The sequence below is a fragment of the Albidovulum inexpectatum genome, assembly GCF_002927635.1.
Classification (GTDB): Bacteria; Pseudomonadota; Alphaproteobacteria; order Rhodobacterales; family Rhodobacteraceae; genus Albidovulum; species Albidovulum inexpectatum.
The window spans coordinates 32,955-52,129 of sequence record NZ_PRDS01000009.1 but is presented as its reverse complement, the minus strand read 5'-3'; the positions used below and the strand labels follow the sequence as shown (position 1 = coordinate 52,129).

22 protein-coding genes are annotated in these 19,175 nt (G+C 66.7%); 21 read left to right on the top strand and 1 reads right to left on the bottom strand.

Annotated elements, in window-relative coordinates; translation table 11 throughout:
* The 21 genes from LV82_RS12710 (at position 1) to LV82_RS12610 (ending at position 17,478) form a co-directional block, all read left to right on the top strand.
* On the top strand, positions 1-375 hold the full coding sequence (locus LV82_RS12710; RefSeq protein WP_104072267.1) for a head decoration protein: 375 nt from the start codon (positions 1-3) through the stop codon (positions 373-375).
* Between the two features lie 13 nt (positions 376-388).
* Positions 389-1,372, top strand: a complete 984-nt coding sequence (locus LV82_RS12705; protein WP_104072265.1) for a major capsid protein — start codon at positions 389-391, stop codon at positions 1,370-1,372.
* 11 nt (positions 1,373-1,383) lie between these two features.
* Positions 1,384-1,560 (top strand): hypothetical protein, encoded by a 177-nt coding sequence (locus LV82_RS14960; RefSeq protein ID WP_170063430.1) that lies wholly within the window; start codon positions 1,384-1,386, stop codon positions 1,558-1,560.
* Positions 1,561-1,573: 13 nt separating this feature from the next.
* Positions 1,574-2,014 carry a phage protein Gp36 family protein gene (locus LV82_RS12695; protein WP_170063429.1) on the top strand — a complete coding sequence of 147 codons (441 nt, stop codon included), beginning with the start codon at positions 1,574-1,576 and terminating at the stop codon, positions 2,012-2,014.
* On the top strand, positions 2,011-2,484 hold the full coding sequence (locus LV82_RS12690; RefSeq protein WP_146065166.1) for a phage virion morphogenesis protein: 474 nt from the start codon (positions 2,011-2,013) through the stop codon (positions 2,482-2,484). The genes LV82_RS12695 and LV82_RS12690 overlap by 4 nt, the downstream gene beginning before the upstream one ends.
* A complete protein-coding gene (locus tag LV82_RS12685) occupies positions 2,481-2,927 on the top strand; it encodes a phage tail terminator protein (protein ID WP_104072257.1) in 447 nt (148 codons plus the stop codon). The genes LV82_RS12690 and LV82_RS12685 overlap by 4 nt, the downstream gene beginning before the upstream one ends.
* A 100-nt stretch (positions 2,928-3,027) precedes the next feature.
* On the top strand, positions 3,028-3,987 hold the full coding sequence (locus LV82_RS12680) for a phage tail tube protein (RefSeq protein WP_104072255.1): 960 nt from the start codon (positions 3,028-3,030) through the stop codon (positions 3,985-3,987).
* The gene (locus LV82_RS12675; protein WP_104072253.1) at positions 3,984-4,406 is read left to right on the top strand and encodes a hypothetical protein; all 423 of its coding nucleotides are present in this window, start codon (positions 3,984-3,986) and stop codon (positions 4,404-4,406) included. The genes LV82_RS12680 and LV82_RS12675 overlap by 4 nt, the downstream gene beginning before the upstream one ends.
* A 50-nt stretch (positions 4,407-4,456) precedes the next feature.
* Positions 4,457-4,615 carry a hypothetical protein gene (locus LV82_RS14955; RefSeq protein ID WP_170063428.1) on the top strand — a complete coding sequence of 53 codons (159 nt, stop codon included), beginning with the start codon at positions 4,457-4,459 and terminating at the stop codon, positions 4,613-4,615.
* Positions 4,608-6,941 (top strand): phage tail length tape measure family protein, encoded by a 2,334-nt coding sequence (locus LV82_RS12665; RefSeq protein ID WP_104072250.1) that lies wholly within the window; start codon positions 4,608-4,610, stop codon positions 6,939-6,941. The genes LV82_RS14955 and LV82_RS12665 overlap by 8 nt, the downstream gene beginning before the upstream one ends.
* Positions 6,941-7,564, top strand: a complete 624-nt coding sequence (locus LV82_RS12660; RefSeq protein ID WP_104072248.1) for a DUF2460 domain-containing protein — start codon at positions 6,941-6,943, stop codon at positions 7,562-7,564. The genes LV82_RS12665 and LV82_RS12660 overlap by 1 nt, the downstream gene beginning before the upstream one ends.
* Positions 7,561-7,974 carry a hypothetical protein gene (locus LV82_RS12655; RefSeq protein WP_104072246.1) on the top strand — a complete coding sequence of 138 codons (414 nt, stop codon included), beginning with the start codon at positions 7,561-7,563 and terminating at the stop codon, positions 7,972-7,974. The genes LV82_RS12660 and LV82_RS12655 overlap by 4 nt, the downstream gene beginning before the upstream one ends.
* Entirely contained in the window at positions 7,958-8,305 is a 348-nt protein-coding gene (locus tag LV82_RS12650; protein WP_104072245.1) for a hypothetical protein, read from the top strand. Before LV82_RS12655 ends, LV82_RS12650 begins: the two co-directional genes overlap by 17 nt.
* On the top strand, positions 8,302-8,949 hold the full coding sequence (locus LV82_RS12645; RefSeq protein ID WP_245873163.1) for a lysozyme: 648 nt from the start codon (positions 8,302-8,304) through the stop codon (positions 8,947-8,949). The genes LV82_RS12650 and LV82_RS12645 overlap by 4 nt, the downstream gene beginning before the upstream one ends.
* Positions 8,949-9,158 (top strand): DUF7940 domain-containing protein, encoded by a 210-nt coding sequence (locus tag LV82_RS12640; protein WP_104072242.1) that lies wholly within the window; start codon positions 8,949-8,951, stop codon positions 9,156-9,158. Before LV82_RS12645 ends, LV82_RS12640 begins: the two co-directional genes overlap by 1 nt.
* The gene (locus LV82_RS14800) at positions 9,151-9,369 is read left to right on the top strand and encodes a hypothetical protein (RefSeq protein ID WP_146065165.1); all 219 of its coding nucleotides are present in this window, start codon (positions 9,151-9,153) and stop codon (positions 9,367-9,369) included. The genes LV82_RS12640 and LV82_RS14800 overlap by 8 nt, the downstream gene beginning before the upstream one ends.
* 126 nt (positions 9,370-9,495) lie before the next feature.
* Entirely contained in the window at positions 9,496-10,413 is a 918-nt protein-coding gene (locus LV82_RS12630) for a DUF2163 domain-containing protein (protein ID WP_104072238.1), read from the top strand.
* Positions 10,413-10,850, top strand: a complete 438-nt coding sequence (locus LV82_RS12625) for an NlpC/P60 family protein (protein ID WP_104072237.1) — start codon at positions 10,413-10,415, stop codon at positions 10,848-10,850. The genes LV82_RS12630 and LV82_RS12625 overlap by 1 nt, the downstream gene beginning before the upstream one ends.
* Entirely contained in the window at positions 10,850-14,959 is a 4,110-nt protein-coding gene (locus LV82_RS12620) for a baseplate multidomain protein megatron (protein WP_104072235.1), read from the top strand. Before LV82_RS12625 ends, LV82_RS12620 begins: the two co-directional genes overlap by 1 nt.
* A 10-nt stretch (positions 14,960-14,969) precedes the next feature.
* Positions 14,970-15,755: a DUF2793 domain-containing protein gene (locus LV82_RS12615; RefSeq protein ID WP_104072233.1), complete on the top strand. Its 786-nt coding sequence runs from the start codon at positions 14,970-14,972 to the stop codon at positions 15,753-15,755.
* Between the two features lies 1 nt (position 15,756).
* Positions 15,757-17,478, top strand: coding sequence for a hypothetical protein (locus LV82_RS12610; RefSeq protein ID WP_104072231.1), 1,722 nt, complete (start codon positions 15,757-15,759; stop codon positions 17,476-17,478).
* Here the strand turns inward: LV82_RS12610 and LV82_RS12605 are convergent.
* Positions 17,457-19,052, bottom strand: a complete 1,596-nt coding sequence (locus tag LV82_RS12605; RefSeq protein ID WP_104072229.1) for a glycosyltransferase family protein — start codon at positions 19,050-19,052, stop codon at positions 17,457-17,459. The two genes, LV82_RS12610 and LV82_RS12605, sit on opposite strands and share 22 nt — an antisense overlap.
* Positions 19,053-19,175: the final 123 nt, after the last annotated feature.

Here is a 19,175-nt window from a genome sequence, read left to right as displayed (position 1 = left end):
ATGCCGACCATTCTCAAGCAGACCGCCAGCGACTTCGTGAAGTACGAAGCGCCCATGGGCTATTCGCGCGACGATGTGACCGTCGTCGCAGGACAGAACCTGACCGCCGGAACCGTGGTCGGCCGCATCACGGCCAGCGGCAAGATCAAGGCGTGGGACCCGGCAGCCACCGACGGCTCCGAGACCGCGATCGGGGTCATGGCGGCCAATGCCGACGCGACGAACGGAGACGTGCAGTCCGTCATCGTGGCCCGCCACGCCATCGTCGTCGATTCCGACAACCTCGTCTGGGCGGGATCGCCGACCCAGGCACAGAAGGACGCCGCCATCGCGAGCCTTGCCGCGAGCGGCATCCTGGCACGCAAGACCGCCTGACGGAGGATATCACATGCTTACCGACGCTTTCGACGCCGCCACTCTCACGGCCGCGATCAACAAGTTCCCCGTCCAGTGGGGGCGCATCAACCAGATGGGCCTGTTCACCGACGAGGGTGTGCGCACGCGCGAAATCCGCATCGAGGAGCGCGCGGGAACGCTTGCGGTGCTCGACGCCCACGAATGGGGCGGCAACGGCACCGTCGCCGCGCCCGAGGCGCGCCTGGTCCGCGCCCTGCACATCCCGCAGACGGTGCACAACGACAAGGTGCTGCCCGACGACATCCAGGACATCCGCGCCTTCGGATCGGACAGCGCGCTGGAAACCGCACAGGGCGTCATCGCCCGGCGCCTGCAGCGGATGCGCGCCAAGCACGACATCACGCTGGAATGGCGCCGCATGGGCGCGCTGAAGGGCATTGTCGCAAACGCCTCCGGTTCGACAATCGTCAACCTGTTCAGCGAGTTCAACGTCACGCCCGTCTCGGTCGACTTCGAGCTCGGAACGGCGACGTCCGACATCCGGGCCAAGTGCGAGCAGGTCGTCGATCAGATCGCCGACAACCTCGGAGACGACGCCATGACCGGCGTGCGCGCGCTGGTCAGCCCCGACTTCTGGCGCCGTCTCGTGGCCCACGCCAACGTCGAGAAGTTCTTCGTCAACTGGCAGAACGCCTCGGTTCTGGCGTCCGGTGATACCCGGCGCGGTTTCACCTTCGGCGGCGTCACCTTCGAGGAATACCGGGCCAATATCGGCGGCCAGAACTTCATCGCCGCCGGTGAAGGCCACGCCTTCCCCGAGGGCACGATGGACACCTTCTCGACCTACTACGCGCCGGCCGACTTCAACGAGGCGGTCAACACGATTGGGCAGCCCTTCTACGCGAAAGTCCGGCCCGTCGAGTTCGAGCGCGGCTACGAGCTGCACAGCCAGTCCAACAGCCTGCCCATCTGCAAGCGCCCGGCCGTCCTGGTCCGGCTGTTCAGCTCGAACTGATGGAGGACGCCATGCAAGTGAAGCTGATCCAGCCGCTGCAGTCCGGAACGCAGATCATCAACGCTGGCTGCGTGATCGATCTGCCGGACGCCAAGGCCAAGGCGCTCGTGAGTGACGGCCGCGCCGTGGAAGTGAAGGAAGCTGGCGACAAGGCCAAGCCGGAGAAGGCGAAGCCGAGCGGCAAGTGAGCAGGGGGCCCAGGTGGCGATCATCGACAAGACCGATCTCGAAAGCCGCTTCGGTGTCGACGAGATCGCGCGCCTTGCGGACCGCGACGCGGATGGGGGCGAGGACAGCGGTGTGATCAATGCCGCTATCGCGGATGCGGAGGCCGAGGCGATCGCGCGTCTCGGCCCCGCGCTTTCCGGCCCTCTGCCGACCCCGGTGCCCGAGATGCTCAAGCAGATCGTGGCGGTCATCGCCCGTTACAACCTCGCGCGCCGCGACGTCGATCCGGAGCATCCGTACTACGTCGCCTACCGCGATGCGATCGCCACGCTGCGCGATGCGGCCGCTGGCAAGATCGAGCTGATCGACGGCAACGGCGCGTCCGTGTCGTCTCCCAGCCTTCGGGCCTTCGGGCCCGAGCGCGCCTTCACCGACAGCGCCCTGGCGCCGATGCTTCCGAGGTGGCCGAGATGATCACGATTACCGTCGACGATGATGACGTCATCTCCGGTCTGCACAAGCTGTCGGACAGGCTGGACGACATGCGCCCGGTGATGGCGGAGATCGGCGAGGCCCTGCGCGAGGCTTCGATGGAGGCCTTCTCCGATCAGGCATCGCCCGAAGGGGCGGCGTGGCGGCCGCTGAGCCCCGTCACCGTCGCCAGGCGGCGTGGCACGGCGCATCGCATCCTGCAGGACACCGGCGTCCTGCGCCAGAGCATCACGCGCGACGTCGATGGCCCCCGCAGCGTCGTCGTCGGGTCGCGTGTCGAATATGCCGCCACGCACCAGTTCGGGGCGCGGAAGGGGGCGTTCGGCCGCACATCGCGCGGCGCGCCGATCCCATGGGGCGACATCCCGGCGCGTCCGTTCCTGGGCGTGTCCGCGGAGGCGCGGTCCGAAATCGTCGACGCCATCACCGATTGGCTGGGAGACGTGACATGAGCATCGTGTCGGACGTCGTTGCCCGTCTCGAGGCGCTGGTCCCGTCGCTCGCCGGACGGGTTGGCACTGCCTTCGATCTCGGCCTGCTGATGGGGCGAGAGGTCAGGCTGGCGGCGTCACCCTATTGCTGGGTCCTGCCGGGCGCGATCGTCGGCCAGCAGGAGCAGGGGATCGTCGGTGCATACCGCCAGACGATCAGTCGGCAGGTGTCCGTGGTCATCGCGATGCGCGCGTATGACGGTCAGGGAGCCGCGGACCGGCCCGACCTCGAGGCGCTGATCGCTGGCGTGATGTCGGCTTTGGCTGGGTACGAGCCGCCGTCCATCGCCGCGTCCGCGCGCGGCACCATGACGCTCGTTCGCGGCGACCTCGTGTCGATCCGGTCGGGCATCGTCATCTACGCCCTCGATTTCGCGGTCGAGGATGAATGGAGGTCTCCATGAGCAGCAAGATCGAGCGCCCGACGCGTGGCGGCGCATGGGTCAGGGACCCGAAAACCGGAAAGCTGAAACCGGCCGCGAAGGCCGATAAGGAGGGCACGAAATGAGCCGTCTGACGCGCAAGACCGTCATCCAGGCCAAGCTGGAAACCGCGTACGGAACCGACCCGGGCGGATGGGGCGGCTCGGATGCGATCCTGATCTCCAACCCGTCCGTCAACCTTGTCCAGGACGAGGTGTCGCGCGATCTCCTGCGCCCGACGCTTGGGGCGAGCGAAAGCCTTATCCGCGCGCGTCGCGTCGAGATCGCCTTCGACGTCGAGGTTGCCGGCAGCGGCACGGCCGACGCCCCGCCGGCGTGGGGGAAGCTCTTGCGCGCCTGCGGCTTTGCCGAGACCGTGGTCACGGGATCGCATGTCGAATACACGCCGATCTCGGACGGGTTCGAAAGCCTCGCCCTGCGCTACGTGGTCGACGGCGTGACCCATCTCGCGCTTGGCGCGCGCGGCACGGCGACCTGGACGCTCGACGCCTATTCCCGGCCGATCGTGCGCTTCGAGTTCACCGGCCTCGACGGTGGATCCGTCGCCGCCAGCGCGTCCGGGTCCTATGCCGGATGGCAGACGCCGAACACGGTGCGGCCGGCGGCAAATTCCAGCCTGTTGATCGGCTCGAGCTATGTTCCGGCCAGCGGAACGCTGAGCGGCGGGACGGCCGTGAACATGCGGGAATTCCGCATCGACCTGAACACGACGGTCAACCACATCCTTCTGCTCGGCTCCGAGCGGGCGGAGATCACGGATCGCGCGGTTCAGGGAAACCTGTCCGTCGAGCTGGCCGCGGGCGACGAGGTCGCGTGGCTGACAGACATCCGCAACATCGTGCTGACCTCGCTGGGCTTCCAGCACGGATCGCAGGCGGGCAACATCGTGCGCCTGTTCGCGCCCGCGGTCCAGCGCCGCACCCCGTCCGTGGTCGATTACGAGGGCACGGTGCTGCTGGGCACCGAGCTGACGCTGTTGCCGCAGTCTGGCGATGACGAGCTGACGGTGGTGACGGCATGAGCGATCTCGACGCCTTCGTTCCGCCGCGCGAAGTCGTGACGATCGGCGACCGAGAGATCGCCGTCGAGCCGATCCGGGTGCGTCAGCTGCCCGCTTTCGGGCGGGCCGTCGCGCCGATCATCGAGGCGATCAATTCAGGGCAGGACGCGGCGGCCGTCGCGCTGCGGATGTCCGAACACGTCATCGACCTCGTGATCGCCGCTACCGACGTCGAACGCGGCTTCCTCGAGGATCGTCACCCCGACGACCTCGTGCGCCTGCTGTCGGTCGTGTTGCGGGTGAACTCGGATTTTTTCGCCCAACGCCTCGCCCCGGCGGTGGCGGAGGCGATGCGGACGGTGGCGGAAGTGACAGCTGGGCAGGGGTCTTCGCCTACCTCGTCCGGAACGGGCACAGCCTCGACGAAATCCTCGGCCTGACGCTCGCGGCAGTGCGGGCCCTGGTCGACGCGCATGTGGAGCTTGATGAGATGACCGAGCGCAAGACGCTGATCACCGTGCGGATGGCGGTCTGGGGTTCCCAGGACGACCTGCGCCGCGTGATCGGCGGCTCGGAAAGCGTCGGTGATCTCGACGGCATCGACACCGCAGCGTCGGCGCTTGGGCTGGCGGGAGGTGCCGATGGCTGACCTGCGAGTAGGACTGCGCGTCGACGCGGAGACTGGCGCGGCACGCAAGGAAATCGACGAAACCGCGAAGTCCGTCGAGCGGATGGGCGAGAAGGCCCGTGCGTCCGGCAAGAAGGCCGCCGAAGGGGGCAAGCAGACCAAGGAGAATATGCAGCTGGCCGCGGGGTCCGTGGCGAACCTGACGGCCCAGTTCAACGACATCGGGCAGATGCTCGCGGCCGGGCAAAGCCCGCTCATGCTGGCCATCCAGCAGGGCACCCAGATCACGCAGGTTCTCGGCCCGATGGGAGCAGCTGGTGCGGTGCGTGCCCTTGGGCAGGCGCTCATGTCCATGCTGTCGCCGATGAACCTGATCACGCTTGGGTCGATCGCTGCTGGCGCGGCCCTTGTGCAGTGGTTCACGTCGAGCAGGGAAGAAGCAAAGTCTCTGGCCGAGGAGCTGGACGGTCTGCGCGACACAATCCGCGAGATGGAGAAGCTGCGCGAACTGTCGGTTGCCCCGTTGTCGGAACTCCGGATCGATTTCGGAGACTCGGCCGCTCAGGTCCGCGAGCTCTATTCCGCAATGGCGGATCTGGCGATGCTGGACGCCACGAACAACATTGTCGGCGCGGCGCAGGCGATGCGCACAGAGCTGGAAGACATCACCGGTTATGTCCGCCAGCTGCAGGTGCTCGACAACGCGCTGACGCTTGGGGAGCACCCGGACGACCAGGCGTTCGTCCGTCGGCGCATCCTGTCCAACCTGCGCGAGGATTTCGGCCTGACGGAACAGGAGGCACGCGATCTCGCCGCCGCGCTTGATGACCTTGCCGGTGCCCAGGGGCCGGATCAGATCGCCGATGCCGTCGGTCGGGTCAACGAGGCCTTCGACAGGGTTCTGGAGCGCACGCGCGATCTGCCGGAGACGACGCGCGAAGCAGCCCGGGCCGCGCGCGAGATGGCCATCGAGGTGGTTCGGGTCAACGCCGCCATGGAAGGGCACTCGCGCTCGGCCGAGAAGGCGCGCCAGGACGCAGAGGCGATGCTGGCCACCCTGAACGACGAGGCGCAGATCCGCGCCGCGATCAAGCTCTACGGCGAGGACAGCGTCCAGGTCGAGAGACTGCGCGTGGAGCAGGCGCGGGCCGCCTTCGCCGCGCGTGTCGAGGAAATGCAGATCAGCGACGAGCTGAAGCAGTCACTGATGGAGGCATGGGACGCTGCGCGCGGGCTGGCGACCGAGGACATTGCGGGCGGCATCGCGGCTGCTGCCGCGCAGGCCTCGGCGCTGGCCGGCGAGATGGAGCGCGCCTGGAATGCGGCTGCAAATGCCGCTGCCGCGGCGTCGGATGCGGCGCGAGAGAGCCAGCTGCGCGTGCAATTCAAGGACGATCCGGTCAAGCTTGCAGGGGCATTGGCCGAACAGCGGTTCAAGTCGCGCGTTGGCGACTATTCCGGATTCGATCCGATCCTGCGGTCGCAGATCGACCAGCGGCTTGCCGAGACGGTGGCTGCGGCAGAGGAGGCGGCGCGGAACCAGCAGGCGCTGGTTTCGTCGAACCGTGGCGGGCGTTCTGTCGGCAGGTCCGTGTCTCGTTCCGCATCGGCAGCGACGATCCGGGATACGGACAAGACCCGCGATGCGTTCGAGCGTCTTCGCGCCAGCGTGGACGACGCCTATGCGGCGCAGCAGCGATACGCGGAGGCCGAGCGCATCGTGAACGACGCCGTTCGTCAGGGGATCGTCAGCAAGGACGTTGCAGCGGACGTCCTGGAGCGCGTGAAGCAGGGCCTGGACGGAGCCTCGCGCGGGGCCGATCAGTTCGCCGAGAGCCTCAAATCCGGCGTTCTGGACGCCCTGAGCGATGTCACCAGCCTTGAGGACGCATTCTCGAACCTGATCCGCGTGATCCAGAGGGCCGCGTTCGAGGCATTGCTGTTCAACGAGGGCATGTTCGCGACGCAGGGCGGTGGATCAGGGCTTCTGGGCGGTTTCATCTCGTCCCTGACGGGATGGATTGGCGGCGGGGCAGCCGTCCATCATTCCGGCGGCGTCGTCGGTTCCGTTCCCGCCACGCGGCGGGTGGACCCGCGCGTGTTCCTGAGCGCGCCGCGCATGCACAGCGGCGGCTGGGCGGGGCTGAGGCCTGACGAGGTGCCCGCGATCCTGCAGCGCGGCGAGCGGGTGCTGAGCCGCCGCGAGGTGGCCCAGATGGGGAGCGGCGGTCAGCCTGCGGTGAACATCACGATCAATGCGCGGGATGCCGAGAGCTTCCGCAAGTCGCGCACGCAGATCGCGGCGGACATCAGCCGGGCGATCTCGATCGGGCGGAGGGGGATGTGATGGCGTTCGACGAGGTACGTTTCCCCGACGCGATCAGCCGCGGCGCGCGCGGCGGGCCCGAGCGGCGCACGCAGGTCGTGGAGCTGGCTTCGGGCGACGAGGAGCGCAACGCCAGCTGGGCGAACAGCCGCCGGCGCTATGACGTGTCCTACGGCATCCGGCATGCGGATGACCTGGCGGCGGTGGTGGCCTTCTTCGAGGCGCGGAACGGGCGGCTGTACGGGTTCCGGTTCAAGGACTGGGCCGATTACAAGTCCTGCCTGCCGTCGCAGACGCCAGCGGCCACCGACCAGCAGATCGGCACGGGCGACGGGTCGACCAAGGCGTTCCAGCTGGTCAAGCGGTACACGTCCGGCAGCCGCACATGGACGCGGGTGATCACCAAGCCGGTCGCGGGCACGGTAACGGTGGCCGTGGACGGAGCCACGGCATCCGGCTGGTCGGTCGACACGACGACCGGTGTCGTGACGTTCACCTCTGCGCCCGCGTCTGGCGCCGTGATCACCGCCGGGTTCGAGTTCGACGTGCCGGTGCGGTTCGATACGGACACGCTGGACCTGACGCTGGATATCGAGCGGCTGGGGTCGATCCCGTCGATCCCGCTGGTGGAGGTGCGGCGATGAGGCTGGGGATCACGCAGCACCCGCGCGCGGGCGAGATATTCCTGGGGCTTGCGGCGCTCTACTGGGGCGCGGTTGTGGCGCTGTGGCCGGGCTCGCCGGGGCTGGGCTGGGCCGGGCTGGATTACCAGCAGTCGCGCGCGACGGGGATCGCCGTGATCCTGTCGAGCTTGGTGCTGGCAATCGGGTGCCGGATCAACGGCCGCTGGCGCTGGTCGCCGGTCGTGCGGCTGGTTGGCGTCGGTGGCCTGACCGGCGTGGCGCTGTTCCTGGCGTGGCACGCACTCTACGCCGCGGCAAGTGCGTGGGCCGTCTATTCGTTCGTTGCTGCCGTGTCTGTCGTCGTGTGGGTCAACACGGCGGTCGACGTGGCCGCGCTGGTCAGGGGGGTGTGGGATGCCGGTCGACGTTAACCTGCTGCGCGAACCGCTCGTGGTCTACGGGCTGATCCTGATCGGCCTGATCATCTATCGCCAGCCCCTGATCGAGTGGCTGCAGCGTCGATCGCGCGTCGAGGAACTGGCCGGACGCCAGGTCGATCAGCTGGCCGAGAACCTGAAGGAATGGCGGATCACGAACGCGGAGCTGAAAGGTATCCGCAACGAGACGTCGCGTGTCCACGAGGAATTGGAGGCCGCGCGCAAGGGGATCGAGGCGCTGCTGCCCCTGGCCAATGACGCGATCCAGACGCTGCACCGGGTGTCCGAGACGCTGGCGCGGATCGAGGGAAGGAGCGGGAAATGATGAGGATGAGCGAAAAGGGGCTGCTGGCGCTGGTGCGCCACGAGGGGATCGTGCCGGGGCCGTATCGGGACGTGAGGGGAGTCTGGACCTATGGCGTCGGCCACACGGCGGAGGCAGGCGCGCCGGACCCCGCGAAGATGCCGCGCGGCATGCCGCGCGACGTGATGGCCGAGATCGGCCGGGCGCTGCGCCTGTTCCGCGCCGATGTCGAGCGATACGAGGACGAAGTGCGCCGCGCCGTGACCGTGCCGCTCTCGCAGCACGAGTTCGATGCGCTGGTCTCGTTCCATTACAACACCGGCGGGATTGCGCGGGCGACCGCCACGAAGCTGCTCAACGGCGGGCACCGGCGCGAAGCCGCGTTCGCGCTGATGAACTGGTCCAAGCCCGAATCCGTGATCCCGCGCCGCCGCGCCGAGCGTGACCTTTTCTTGCGCGGCGAATACCCACGCGGGCCGATCCCGGTCTGGCGGGTGGATGATGCTGGCCGGATCGACTGGAGCGCGCCCTACCAGCTGCTGGGCGAGGCCGAGGCGCTGGCGCTGCTGCGCCAGGATCAGCGGCAGGAGCCGCCCACGGGCGATGCGCCCGGCTGGCTGGTGGCGCTGGTGCAGCTGCTTGGCCGACTGGTCGGGAGGGCGTGATGAGGATGGTCAAGGATTGGCGAAAGGCATGGCGCTGGTATTCGGCGCAGGCCTTCGCGGCGCTGGCAGTGCTGCCCGCGGTGTGGGTCAGCCTGCCGCCCGACCTGAAATCCTACGTCCCCGAGGCATGGATGCCCTGGATCGTCTCGGCCGTGGCGATCGGCGGGCTGATCGGGCGGCTGATCGATCAGGGGGGTGGGCGTGACTGAGATACTCGCCGCGATCGCGGCGGTGATCGGTGTGATCGTTGGAGCGCTGGCCGGTCATCTGGCCGGCCGCCGCGCGGGGAGACGGGAGGCAGAGCGAGATGGTCAGGCGAATGCGAGTAAGCGGCTGGAGCGCGGGCGCGAAGCTGTGCGCGATGGCCGCGCCGCTGGCGATCCTGCTGAGCGGCTGCGCCGCAACGACGGGCGGTGGTGATGCGGGCTGTGCGGCGTATGCCGAGGCACGTCTGGCGCGACCGTCTGCTGCGTCGGTGGCTGAGGTGCCGCGCCCGTGGGCGGTCTGGATCGCGGACCTTGACGATCGGATGACGGGGGTGTGTCGATGAAAGCGCTGGATCCCGCGCTGCAGGCGCATCTGGACGACGGCACGACGACGCTGGCCTGGTGCTGGCGCATCACGCGGTCGGACGGGCAGGTGTTCGGCTTTACCGACCACGACCGGACGCTGAGTTTTGACGGAACGAGTTTCGAGCCGGAAAGCGGGTTCACGGCCTCGGAGCTGCGCGGCGGTGCCGATCTGGCGGTGGACGCGCAGGACGCGCAAGGCGTGCTGAGCTCGGACCGGATCACCGAAACCGACATCCTGGACGGGCGCTGGGACAACGCGGCCGTCGAGGTCTGGCGCGTGAACTGGGCCGACACGTCGCAGCGGGCGCTGCTGCGGCGCGGGAATATCGGGCAGATCCGGCGCGGTAGGGTCGCCTTCGTGGCCGAGATGCGCTCTCTGGCCCATGTCCTGAACCAGACGGTCGGGCGGACCTTCCAGTATGGCTGTGACGCAACCCTGGGCGATGCGCGCTGCGGGGTCGATCTGGATGATCCGGCCTACAGGCTTGATCAGTACACCTACGGCGTCACGGCCAGGATCGACGATCGCGTGTTTCGTTGTGAGGCGCCGCTTGGATATGTCGACAAGGCGAATTCAGGTCTCTACGACCTGGGCACCATCGAGTGGACGACGGGTCCGAATGCCGGTCGCCGCGCAGAAATTCTGCGCGTTCGCGCGTTCCAGGTAGCCTTCTATGCTGTCGTCGACGTGACGCTGGCGGAGGCGCCGGTGAGGCCGATTGCGAACGGGCATTTGTTCATCCTGCGCGCGGGGTGCGACAAACGGCTTGAGACCTGCGCCGCGCGCTTCAACAACGCGCTGAATTTCCGTGGGTTCCCGCATATTCCGGGGCAGGATACGGTCCTGCGCTTTGGCAAGCAGAGCGGGTCGAATACCGGGGAGGTGCTGTGATGGTCGGCGCCGATCCTGATCGCGTGATCTCGGCCGCCAGGGCATGGCTGGGCACGCCCTATCACGACCAGGCATCGCTGCGCGGCGTCGGGTGTGATTGCCTTGGGCTGGTGCGTGGCGTGTGGCGGGAGGTCGTGGGGCCAGAGCCCGCTGGGCTGCCACCCTACAGCGCCGATTGGGGCGAGGTGGGGCGCAGGGAATATGTCCTGCGCGAGTGCCGCGCGCGGATGATCGAGGTCGCCAAGCCGCAGCCGGGATGTGTCCTGGTGTTCCGTATGGTTCCCGGCGCCGTGGCCAAGCACCTTGGTGTTCTCACACGCGACGGCACGTTCGTGCATGCCTACGAGCGGACGGGCGTCATCGAAGAGCCGTTCACGCGCGCCTGGGCGCGGCGCGTGGCGGCGCAGTTCCTGCTTCCAGCCGGTGAGGTGCACTGATGGGGACGCTCATTCTGGGGGCCGCTGGCAGCGCGATCGGCGCCGCGTTCGGCGGGACGATCCTCGGCCTTTCCGGCGCTGCAATCGGCGGCATGATCGGATCGGCCATCGGCTCGGTCGTCGACAGCATGATTCTGTCGTCTCTTGCCCCGGCGCAGCGAATCGAGGGCGCGCGGCTCGATAGCCTCCGCCTCACGTCGTCGACCGAGGGCGCGGTGATCCCGCGGGTCTACGGACGTATGCGGATCGGCGGCAACGTGATCTGGGCGACCGACTTCCGCGAGGAAAAGAAGACCAAGAAATCTGGCGGCAAGGGTGGCGGCCCGAAGGTCAAGACAACGACCTATACCTATTACGCGTCTTTCGCCGTCGCGCTGTGCGATGGTCCGATCAGGGGCATCGGCCGCATCTGGGCGGATGGCGAGCTGCTCGACACATCCAAGGTCACGCTGCGCTGGTATCCGGGCGACGAGGCTCAGCTGCCGGATCCGTTCATCGAGGCGAAGATGGGGGCTGGGAATGCCCCGGCCTATCGCGGCACGGCCTACGTGGTGTTCGAGGAGCTCAATCTCACGGATTACGGCAACCGCATTCCTCAGCTGACCTTCGAGGTGTTTGCCGGTGTTGATGGCGATCTGGGCGCCCCGTCCGTGACGATCGGTCCCGGGCACGGGGAGTTCGCCTATGATCCGAAGCCTGTAGACGCCAAGCCCTACGTCAGCGGTGGCCTTCTTTCAAGGCTCAACAGGATATTAGGTTCAGGATCGGAAGTAGAATTTCTGGCCCTCGCGGATCTGCTGAGGGCACGGAACGATCCGTTCGGGGATCAGATGCAGTCTGCCTACACGGCGTTAGGGTTTATCCAGGCTGTAAAAAAGATTCAGGAGGCCAAGAAGAAAAAGAACTATGTGAATGTCTCTGCTGGCGGCACCGTGGCCGACTACGTCACCAGCATGGACGCGCTGGAGGCGGCTGCCGAAGGGTTGCAGGCAGTCACGCTGCCAGTGGCGTGGATTGCAGACGACCTGCGGTGCTGGAACACCAAGATCAAGCCGGCCGTGTCGGACGACGAGATCATCACGAGCCGCGAGTGGCGCGTGGATGGCCTGCATCGCTGGAACGCGCGGATCGTGAGCCAGATTGACGGCCTGCCAGCCTATGGCGGAACGCCGAACGACGCATCCGTGATCGATGCGATCGCGGACCTGCAGTCGCGCGGGCTGCGTGTCACGCTGGCGCCCAAGCTGCTGATGGATGTTCCGGCGTTCCGCCCGACGCCATATTCGACCGCGAATGACACGTTCTACGGCACGCAGCCGCCATATCCCGATGCGCGCCTGATCACCGTCAGCCAGGCGCCCGGGTATCCGAACACGGCGGACAAGACGTCCAACGCGGGCAGCCAGATCGCGACGTTTTTCGGCGCGGCCCAGCCATCGGATTTCACGCGGTCGGGATCGGCGGTCACCTATGCCGGCCCGTCAAGTGATTGGGGGTACAGGCGCTTCATCCTGCACTACGCGCATCTCTGCGCGGCGGCGGGCGGCGTGGACACGTTCCTGATCGGATCCGGAATGCGCGGGCTGACGATCGTGCGCGACGACACGGGCGCGCATCCGGCGGTGCAGCAGCTGATCCAGCTTGCGGCCGACGTCCGTTCGATCCTGGGCCCGTCTGTCAAGATCGGCTATGCGGCCGACTGGAACGAATACGGCGCTTACGTGCCGACCGATGGCAGCGGCGACGTCCTGTTTCCGCTGGACCCGTTGTGGGCCGATGCGAATATCGACTTCGTTGGTATCAACTGGCGCGCGCCGCTGTCGGATTGGCGCGACGGGTTCGAGCACGCGGATGCGCAGGCTGGCTGGCCGTCGATCTACGACCGGGCCTATCTGCAGGCGAACATCGATGGCGGCGAGGGCTTTGACTGGTATTACGCGAGCCAGGCCGACCGCGATGCGCAGATCCGCACCCCGATCACCGATCCCGGCGGGAAGCCCTGGGTGTTCCGGCAGAAGGACATCGTGAACTGGTGGTCGAACCCGCACCATGCGCGTCCGGGCGGTGTCGAGAGCGGAACGCCGACGGCATGGGTGCCGGAGTCGAAGCCGATCCGCTTCACGGAGGTGTCCTGCCCGGCCGTGGACCGGGGATCGAACGAGCCTGACCTGCACGTGTCGCCGACATCGATGCCGTTGCCGCGGTACTCGCGCGGCTGGCGCGACGACCAGATCCAGCGCGCCTACCTGGACGCTGTCCTGGGATACTGGAGCGACCCGGCGCACAATCCGACATCCTCCGTCTATGGCGGGCGGATGATCGACACGGACGAAACCGTTGTAGCGCGGTGGGACGTGCGTCCCTATCCGTGGTTTCCGACGCTCGAGGATCGCTGGGCGGATGCGGACCGGTGGCGGCTGGGTCCTTGGCTGACGGGGCGCCTGGGCGCGGCCTCGCTGCCCGCGCTGGTGCGCCATCTGTGCCTGCGCGCGGGCCTGCCTGCCGATCGCGTGGACGTTTCCGGCCTGTGGGGCGCGGTAGACGGCTACGTGATTTCCGCGCTGGAAAGTCCGCGGGCGTCGATCGAGACGCTTGCGCGGCATTTCGGGTTCGACGCGGTGGAAACCGGCGGCGTGATCCGCTTCGTCATGCGCGGGCGCGAGCCTGTGGCCAGGCTAGGCCATGACGACCTGGTCGAGCCTGGCGAGGGCGACGTGATCGAGTTCACGCGGGCGCAGGAGACAGAGCTGCCGCAGGCGATCCAGTGGCAGCTGGCGCGCGCCGACGAGGATTACGATTACGCCGTCGTCGAGGCGCGGCGGATCACGGTCGATTCCGCGCGGGTCACGACGGAGACGCATCCGGTCGCCGTGCCGCCAGAGGAGGCCGAGAAGCGCGTGCGCCGCGCGCTGGCCGAGACGTGGATCGGCCGGGAGACCGCCACCCTGCGCCTGCCGCCGTCGCGGCTGGCTGTCGACCCTGCCGACGTGATCGAGATCGAACATGACGGCCGCGTCCTGCCCTGGCGCGTGGTGTCGACGGCCGACGGCGAGGACCGCGCGCTTGAGCTCGTGCGGCACGACCGTTGGGTCTATGATCGTCCGCCAGGCGAGGCCCGCGAGGCGCGGGTGCAGAGCCTGCCGGTGGCACGGCCGCCGATCGCCGCGATCATGGATATGCCGCAGCTGAGCGAGGATTACGCCGCCCACCGCCCGTTGGTGTTCGGCTGGGCGCGACCGTGGCCCGGTTCGCTCGCTCTCTATCGCAGCGCATCCACCGACGGCTGGGAGCTGGTCACGACGATCGACGCGCCCGCCGTGATCGGATACCTGGACCAGTCCCTGCCTGCCGGCCCGACATCGCGCTGGGATCTCGCCAACGAGATCGTGCTGACACTCGAGGAGGGCCAGTTGACCAGCGCGACGGACCTGTCGGTCCTCGGCGGGGCGAACGCGCTTGCGATCCAGAGCGCGGACGGCGTCTGGGAGGTCGTGCAGTTCGGCGAGGCAACGCTGATCGGGACAAACCAGTATCGCCTGGCCCGGCTCCTGCGCGGGCAGCGCGGGACGGAACATGCGATGGGCAATCCGACGCCCGCGGGCGCGGTGGCGGTCCTGCTGGACGAGGCCGTGGTGCCCGTGCCGATCGCCGAGACGGATATCGGCATTCCGTGGAACTGGCGGATCGGTCCGGCCAGCGAGCCGGTATCGTCGGACGCCTATGACGAATTTTCGTTCACGCCGGGCGGCGTCGGGCTGCGGCCGTTCTCGCCCGTCCATCCCGTGCAGGTCTGGCGCGCGCCTCACAGCCAGGGCGATCTGACGATCAGCTGGATCAGGAGATCGCGGGCACTGGCCGCTGACAGCTGGAACAGCGTCGAGGTTCCTCTGCTGGATACGCCCGAGGCCTACGAGGTCGAGATCCTGCAGGGTGCTGCTGTGAAGCGGGTTTTGACCGCGACGACGGCGAGTGTCGTCTACACGCAGGCCCAGCAGGTGGCGGATTTCGGCGCGGCCCTGGCGCGCGGGGATACGCTGGACGTGCGGATCTATCAATTGTCGAATGCCGTCGGTCGCGGGTATCCGCTGGCCGCCACAATCGTGATCTAGAGGTGCTGTAATGAGTAACACGGTCAATCTGCTTTTGCCCTATCTGCAGGCCGCGCAGGCGCAGAAACACGTCACCCACAACGACGCGCTGCGGTTGCTTGACGGGATCGTGCAGCTGTCGGTCGTGGATCGCGATCTGACGGCCCCGCCAGCGAGCCCGGCGGATGGCGCGCGCTACCTCGTGGCGCCCGGGGCGACCGGTGCCTGGGCGGGCTGGGACGGATCGATCGCATATTGGGTGGACGGCGCGTGGATGCGGCTGCCGCCGCGCACTGGCTGGCGTGCATGGGTCGAGGACGAGGGCGTGACGATCGTCTACGACGGCGCTGCGTGGAACGCGGCGACCCCGTCGGTCGGGGACCTTGCGGACGTGGATCTGTCGGGGCTGGCGGATGGCGACACCATCGTGTGGGACGCGACGAACCTGGTCTGGGTGCCCGGGCAGACAGGCGGCGTGCAGGGGTACGACATTCGCACGGGATTTTTCGACGCACCCGATGCGTCCGAGCTGATCGATGCGATCCCTGTCGTGCGCGACATTCTGTTCCCGGCGAACTTCGCCGGATCGGTGGCATTCGTCGCCACGCCGCCGTCACAGGCTTTCGTGCTGTCCGTCCGTGATGACGGGACGGAGATCGGAACCGTGACGATTTCGACTGCCGGGGCCGCGACATTCGCCACGACAGCAGGGCAGCCGGTTACGGTTGCGTCTGGCAGCAAGCTGGATTTTGTCGCGCCAAGCACGGCAGACACCGCGATCGCCGGGCTGTGGATCACGTTGAAGGGAGAGGCATGACATGATGCTCAATATCCCTTCTGCCGTCTTGAAGCGTCGCAAACAGACGCAGCCGCCGGTTTCTGCCTCGCTGTTTTCGGTAACAGTCCCCGCGGGAACGGTGGGATCGGACCTGTCCGGCTATCCCCTGATGCTGGATTTCGGCACGTTCCCGGCGTCGTTCTGGTCAAGCCCGAACCTGCGGTCCGATGGCGGGAACCTGCGGGCCTTTGCCGATCAGGCCATGACGACACCCCTGCCGCTGGACGTGACGGCGTTCTATCCGTCGCTCCAGCGTGGCCGTGCCTTCGTGCGCGTGCCGACGCTTGGCGCGTCCCAGGCCACGACGATCTTTCTTGCCATCACCGATCCTGCCAATACCGCGCCCGCCGTGACCGATCCCATCGGGCGCAATGCCGTCTGGGCGGATTACGAAGTGGTCTGGGTTTTCCCGCAGACCGTGAACCGAACCGGGAAGACCTACACGCAGGGTGGCACCACGCCGTCATGGCACGCATGGAAGCGCGACCTGTATCACGAGTTTCCCGGCAACCCGCACCAGGGGATCGCGGTGGATGGGGCTGGGAATATCATCACCATCGACACCAACTATCTGCGCCGCCATGTCTGGCCGAACCTGACGACTGTCGTGGCCAGCAATGCCGACCCGTGCGGGGCGGTGCGGACCGCAACCGGAAGCACGGTGGACCATCTGTGCGACGGCACGATCATCGGGGACGAATTGTGGGTGCCGGTGAACAACTACCCGGCGCAGAGTCCGTACCAGGAATACCTTGCGGTTTTCGACGTGGCGACGCTGGCGCTCAAGCGCACCTACAACCTGTCAGGACTGGCAGGCGAGCAGATTTCGGGGATCACCTATGTGCCGGGACAGGCGCGTCTTTACGGCTGCAACTACGAGACCGGCCAAAGGCTGCACAAATACGATCTGAACGGCACCTATCATGGCGCTGTCACCCTGTCCGCCGCGCAGATAAACGCGCAAGGGATAACCTGGATCGGGGATCGGTTCATCCTGTCGTGCGATCAGTCCGGCAATCCGCTGTATGAAGTCTGGACCGACGGGACCGTGAACACGACGCCCGTTTACAACCGCCCGACGACTGGCACCAACGAAGGCGTGGCGTGGGACGGCACCTATCTCTGGATCATGGACGGTGACGGTGACGCCGAACGGCTGATGATCGACCCGGCCCGCCATGACTGGGCGCGGCTGCACTACGCCACCTTCTGGGCCGAACTTGCCCCGGCGGCACAATGGTCGATGGGTGCGGAGGTGTGGTGGCAGCATCCCGCGGGCGATCTGCAACAGGCTTTCTTGTCCTATGACGGTGGGGCCTCCTCAAATATGGAGCACCTGATCTACGACGAAGGTCCCGACAAGTTGGGCATGTGGAACAGCAGCGATGGATGGCTCTACACGTCCCCTGCGGTTAATCCAGCGGGATACGAGAAATTCGCGATCGCTGGATGGCATGACGGGACGAATGGCCGCAAACTATTCGTCAACGGCACCGTGACCGGGTTCGATTCCGCGACGGCAGTGCGGCCAAATACAGCATCGGCGAAGTTCCGGCTGAATGGCCATTCCCTTGGACAGGTCGGCGAAGCCTATTACCAATACGCTTGGCTGCGCCATGACATCGTGCCGGATGCGTGGATTGCGGCGGTGCATGACAATATGCAGGCGCCTGGGGCGTTCTACTCTGTTTCCGCGATCTGACGGGCCGCGTCGTTCAGGACGCATTTCGCGTTCACGGTATCTCCAAGGGAGATTTCCACAGGTTCTGGCCCGAACAGGTAGCCTGTGACTTCAGGCCGCCCCATCCATTCGATCGTCGTGGCGAACAGCAGCGGTGCGTCGTCGGGAATGTCGGCACGTTCACGCGCGATCTGCTCGACCATGGTCCCTGTCATGCTGAAACCCAGCTGTTGCGCGTAATGCGATGCACGGATCATCGCGCGAGCAGGCTCGCCGCAATCGTGTCGGTAGGATACGAGCGTCTCAAAGACGTAGAAATCGGGCAGCCAATAGCCCATGCCGCCTGATCTGAGATAGATTTTTGGAGTTTCTGTGCGGTTTAGATCTTCCCAATGCTGCGTGATATCCGCAGCTTGGTGTTTCAGCATCTCGCTCCATTCGAGAAACATACGAGGGCGGATGTACTCATATTCTGCAAAGGCATGGTTCAGCCCGGGCAGGGCCCGAAGCGGGGCCGGATTGACGCCGATGAAGTACACCACGCCCAGCATCACGATCTGCCAGATCGCAAAGACCGTGGTCATGGCGGCCCGCGGCCGCGCGATCGCCTGCGACAGAACCAGCGCAGCCGGCATCAGCCATGGAACGAAAAGGCGATAGCCAAACATCATGTGCTGCCCCGACGCCCGGCTTGCATAGACCAGGAAGAGGATCGTCGCGACGGCGCCCCCGCGCAGGATGGCGCGCGAGATGGCAGGCCGTTCGGCAATTCGCGGCAGCCGAACGGCCAGGGCCGCGACCAGCAGGCCGGAAAGCGCGACAAAGTTCACGAGCGCCGAGATGCTGTCGATCGGGGCGCGTCCGCCAAGCGCCAGCTTCAGGTAGAAGGACGTCGGGAAGATGTCTCCGTAATAGATGGCGGCGAAGGCCAACCACGACCCGGCGATGACAGCGGCCAGGATCGCCGCGCGCCAGAGCGACGGGCGACGGTATTCCGCAAACGTGATCGCCAGAAGGATCGGGGCGGTGACGACCGCGCTGTCGTGGCGCGTCAGGAACATCGCCGCCGCGAGCGCCCCAAGCCAGAGGAAATCGGCGTCAAAGGCACGCCCCCGACGCACGATGACTGTCAGACGGGCCACAAAGATCGTGGCAAGGCAGGTCAGCAGGGGCGTTTCGAGCCCGCCGACCGTCCACAGGATCAGGAAGGGCGAAAACAGCGAAAGAAGCGTGAACGTCCAAAGCGCATGCCCGCGTAGGCCGGTGTGCCGAATGGCGACCAGCCACCCCGCCAGTACGACCAGCGGCGCGGCAAGGCGATAGACATGCACGGGGTCGCTGGTGAAAATGGCAACGGCTGACTCGATCAGGGCGTGAAGCGGCGAGGTCAACGCCGAGACCCGCTCCCCGATGTTGTAGACCAGGCCGTGACCGTTCGCGGCATTCAGCGCATACCGGCCCACGATGAAGGCGTCATCGGCGACGAATGGCCAGAAGGCGGCGCAGAGAACCAGGAAGGCCACCGCTGCGCCAAGGAAGATGCCTGCCATGGGTGTGCTGTCGGTCGGCTTCCGGATATCGGGATAATGCATCATGGTGGTCTACTCTGGAGCGAATTCGCCGCGAGGTTATCCCCAGTCTCTCAGGGATGGAAGCGAAAGCATCGTCCAGGCGGATTGTCGCAGAAATTCCGCGCGGGACGGCCTATCGCGTTGTCT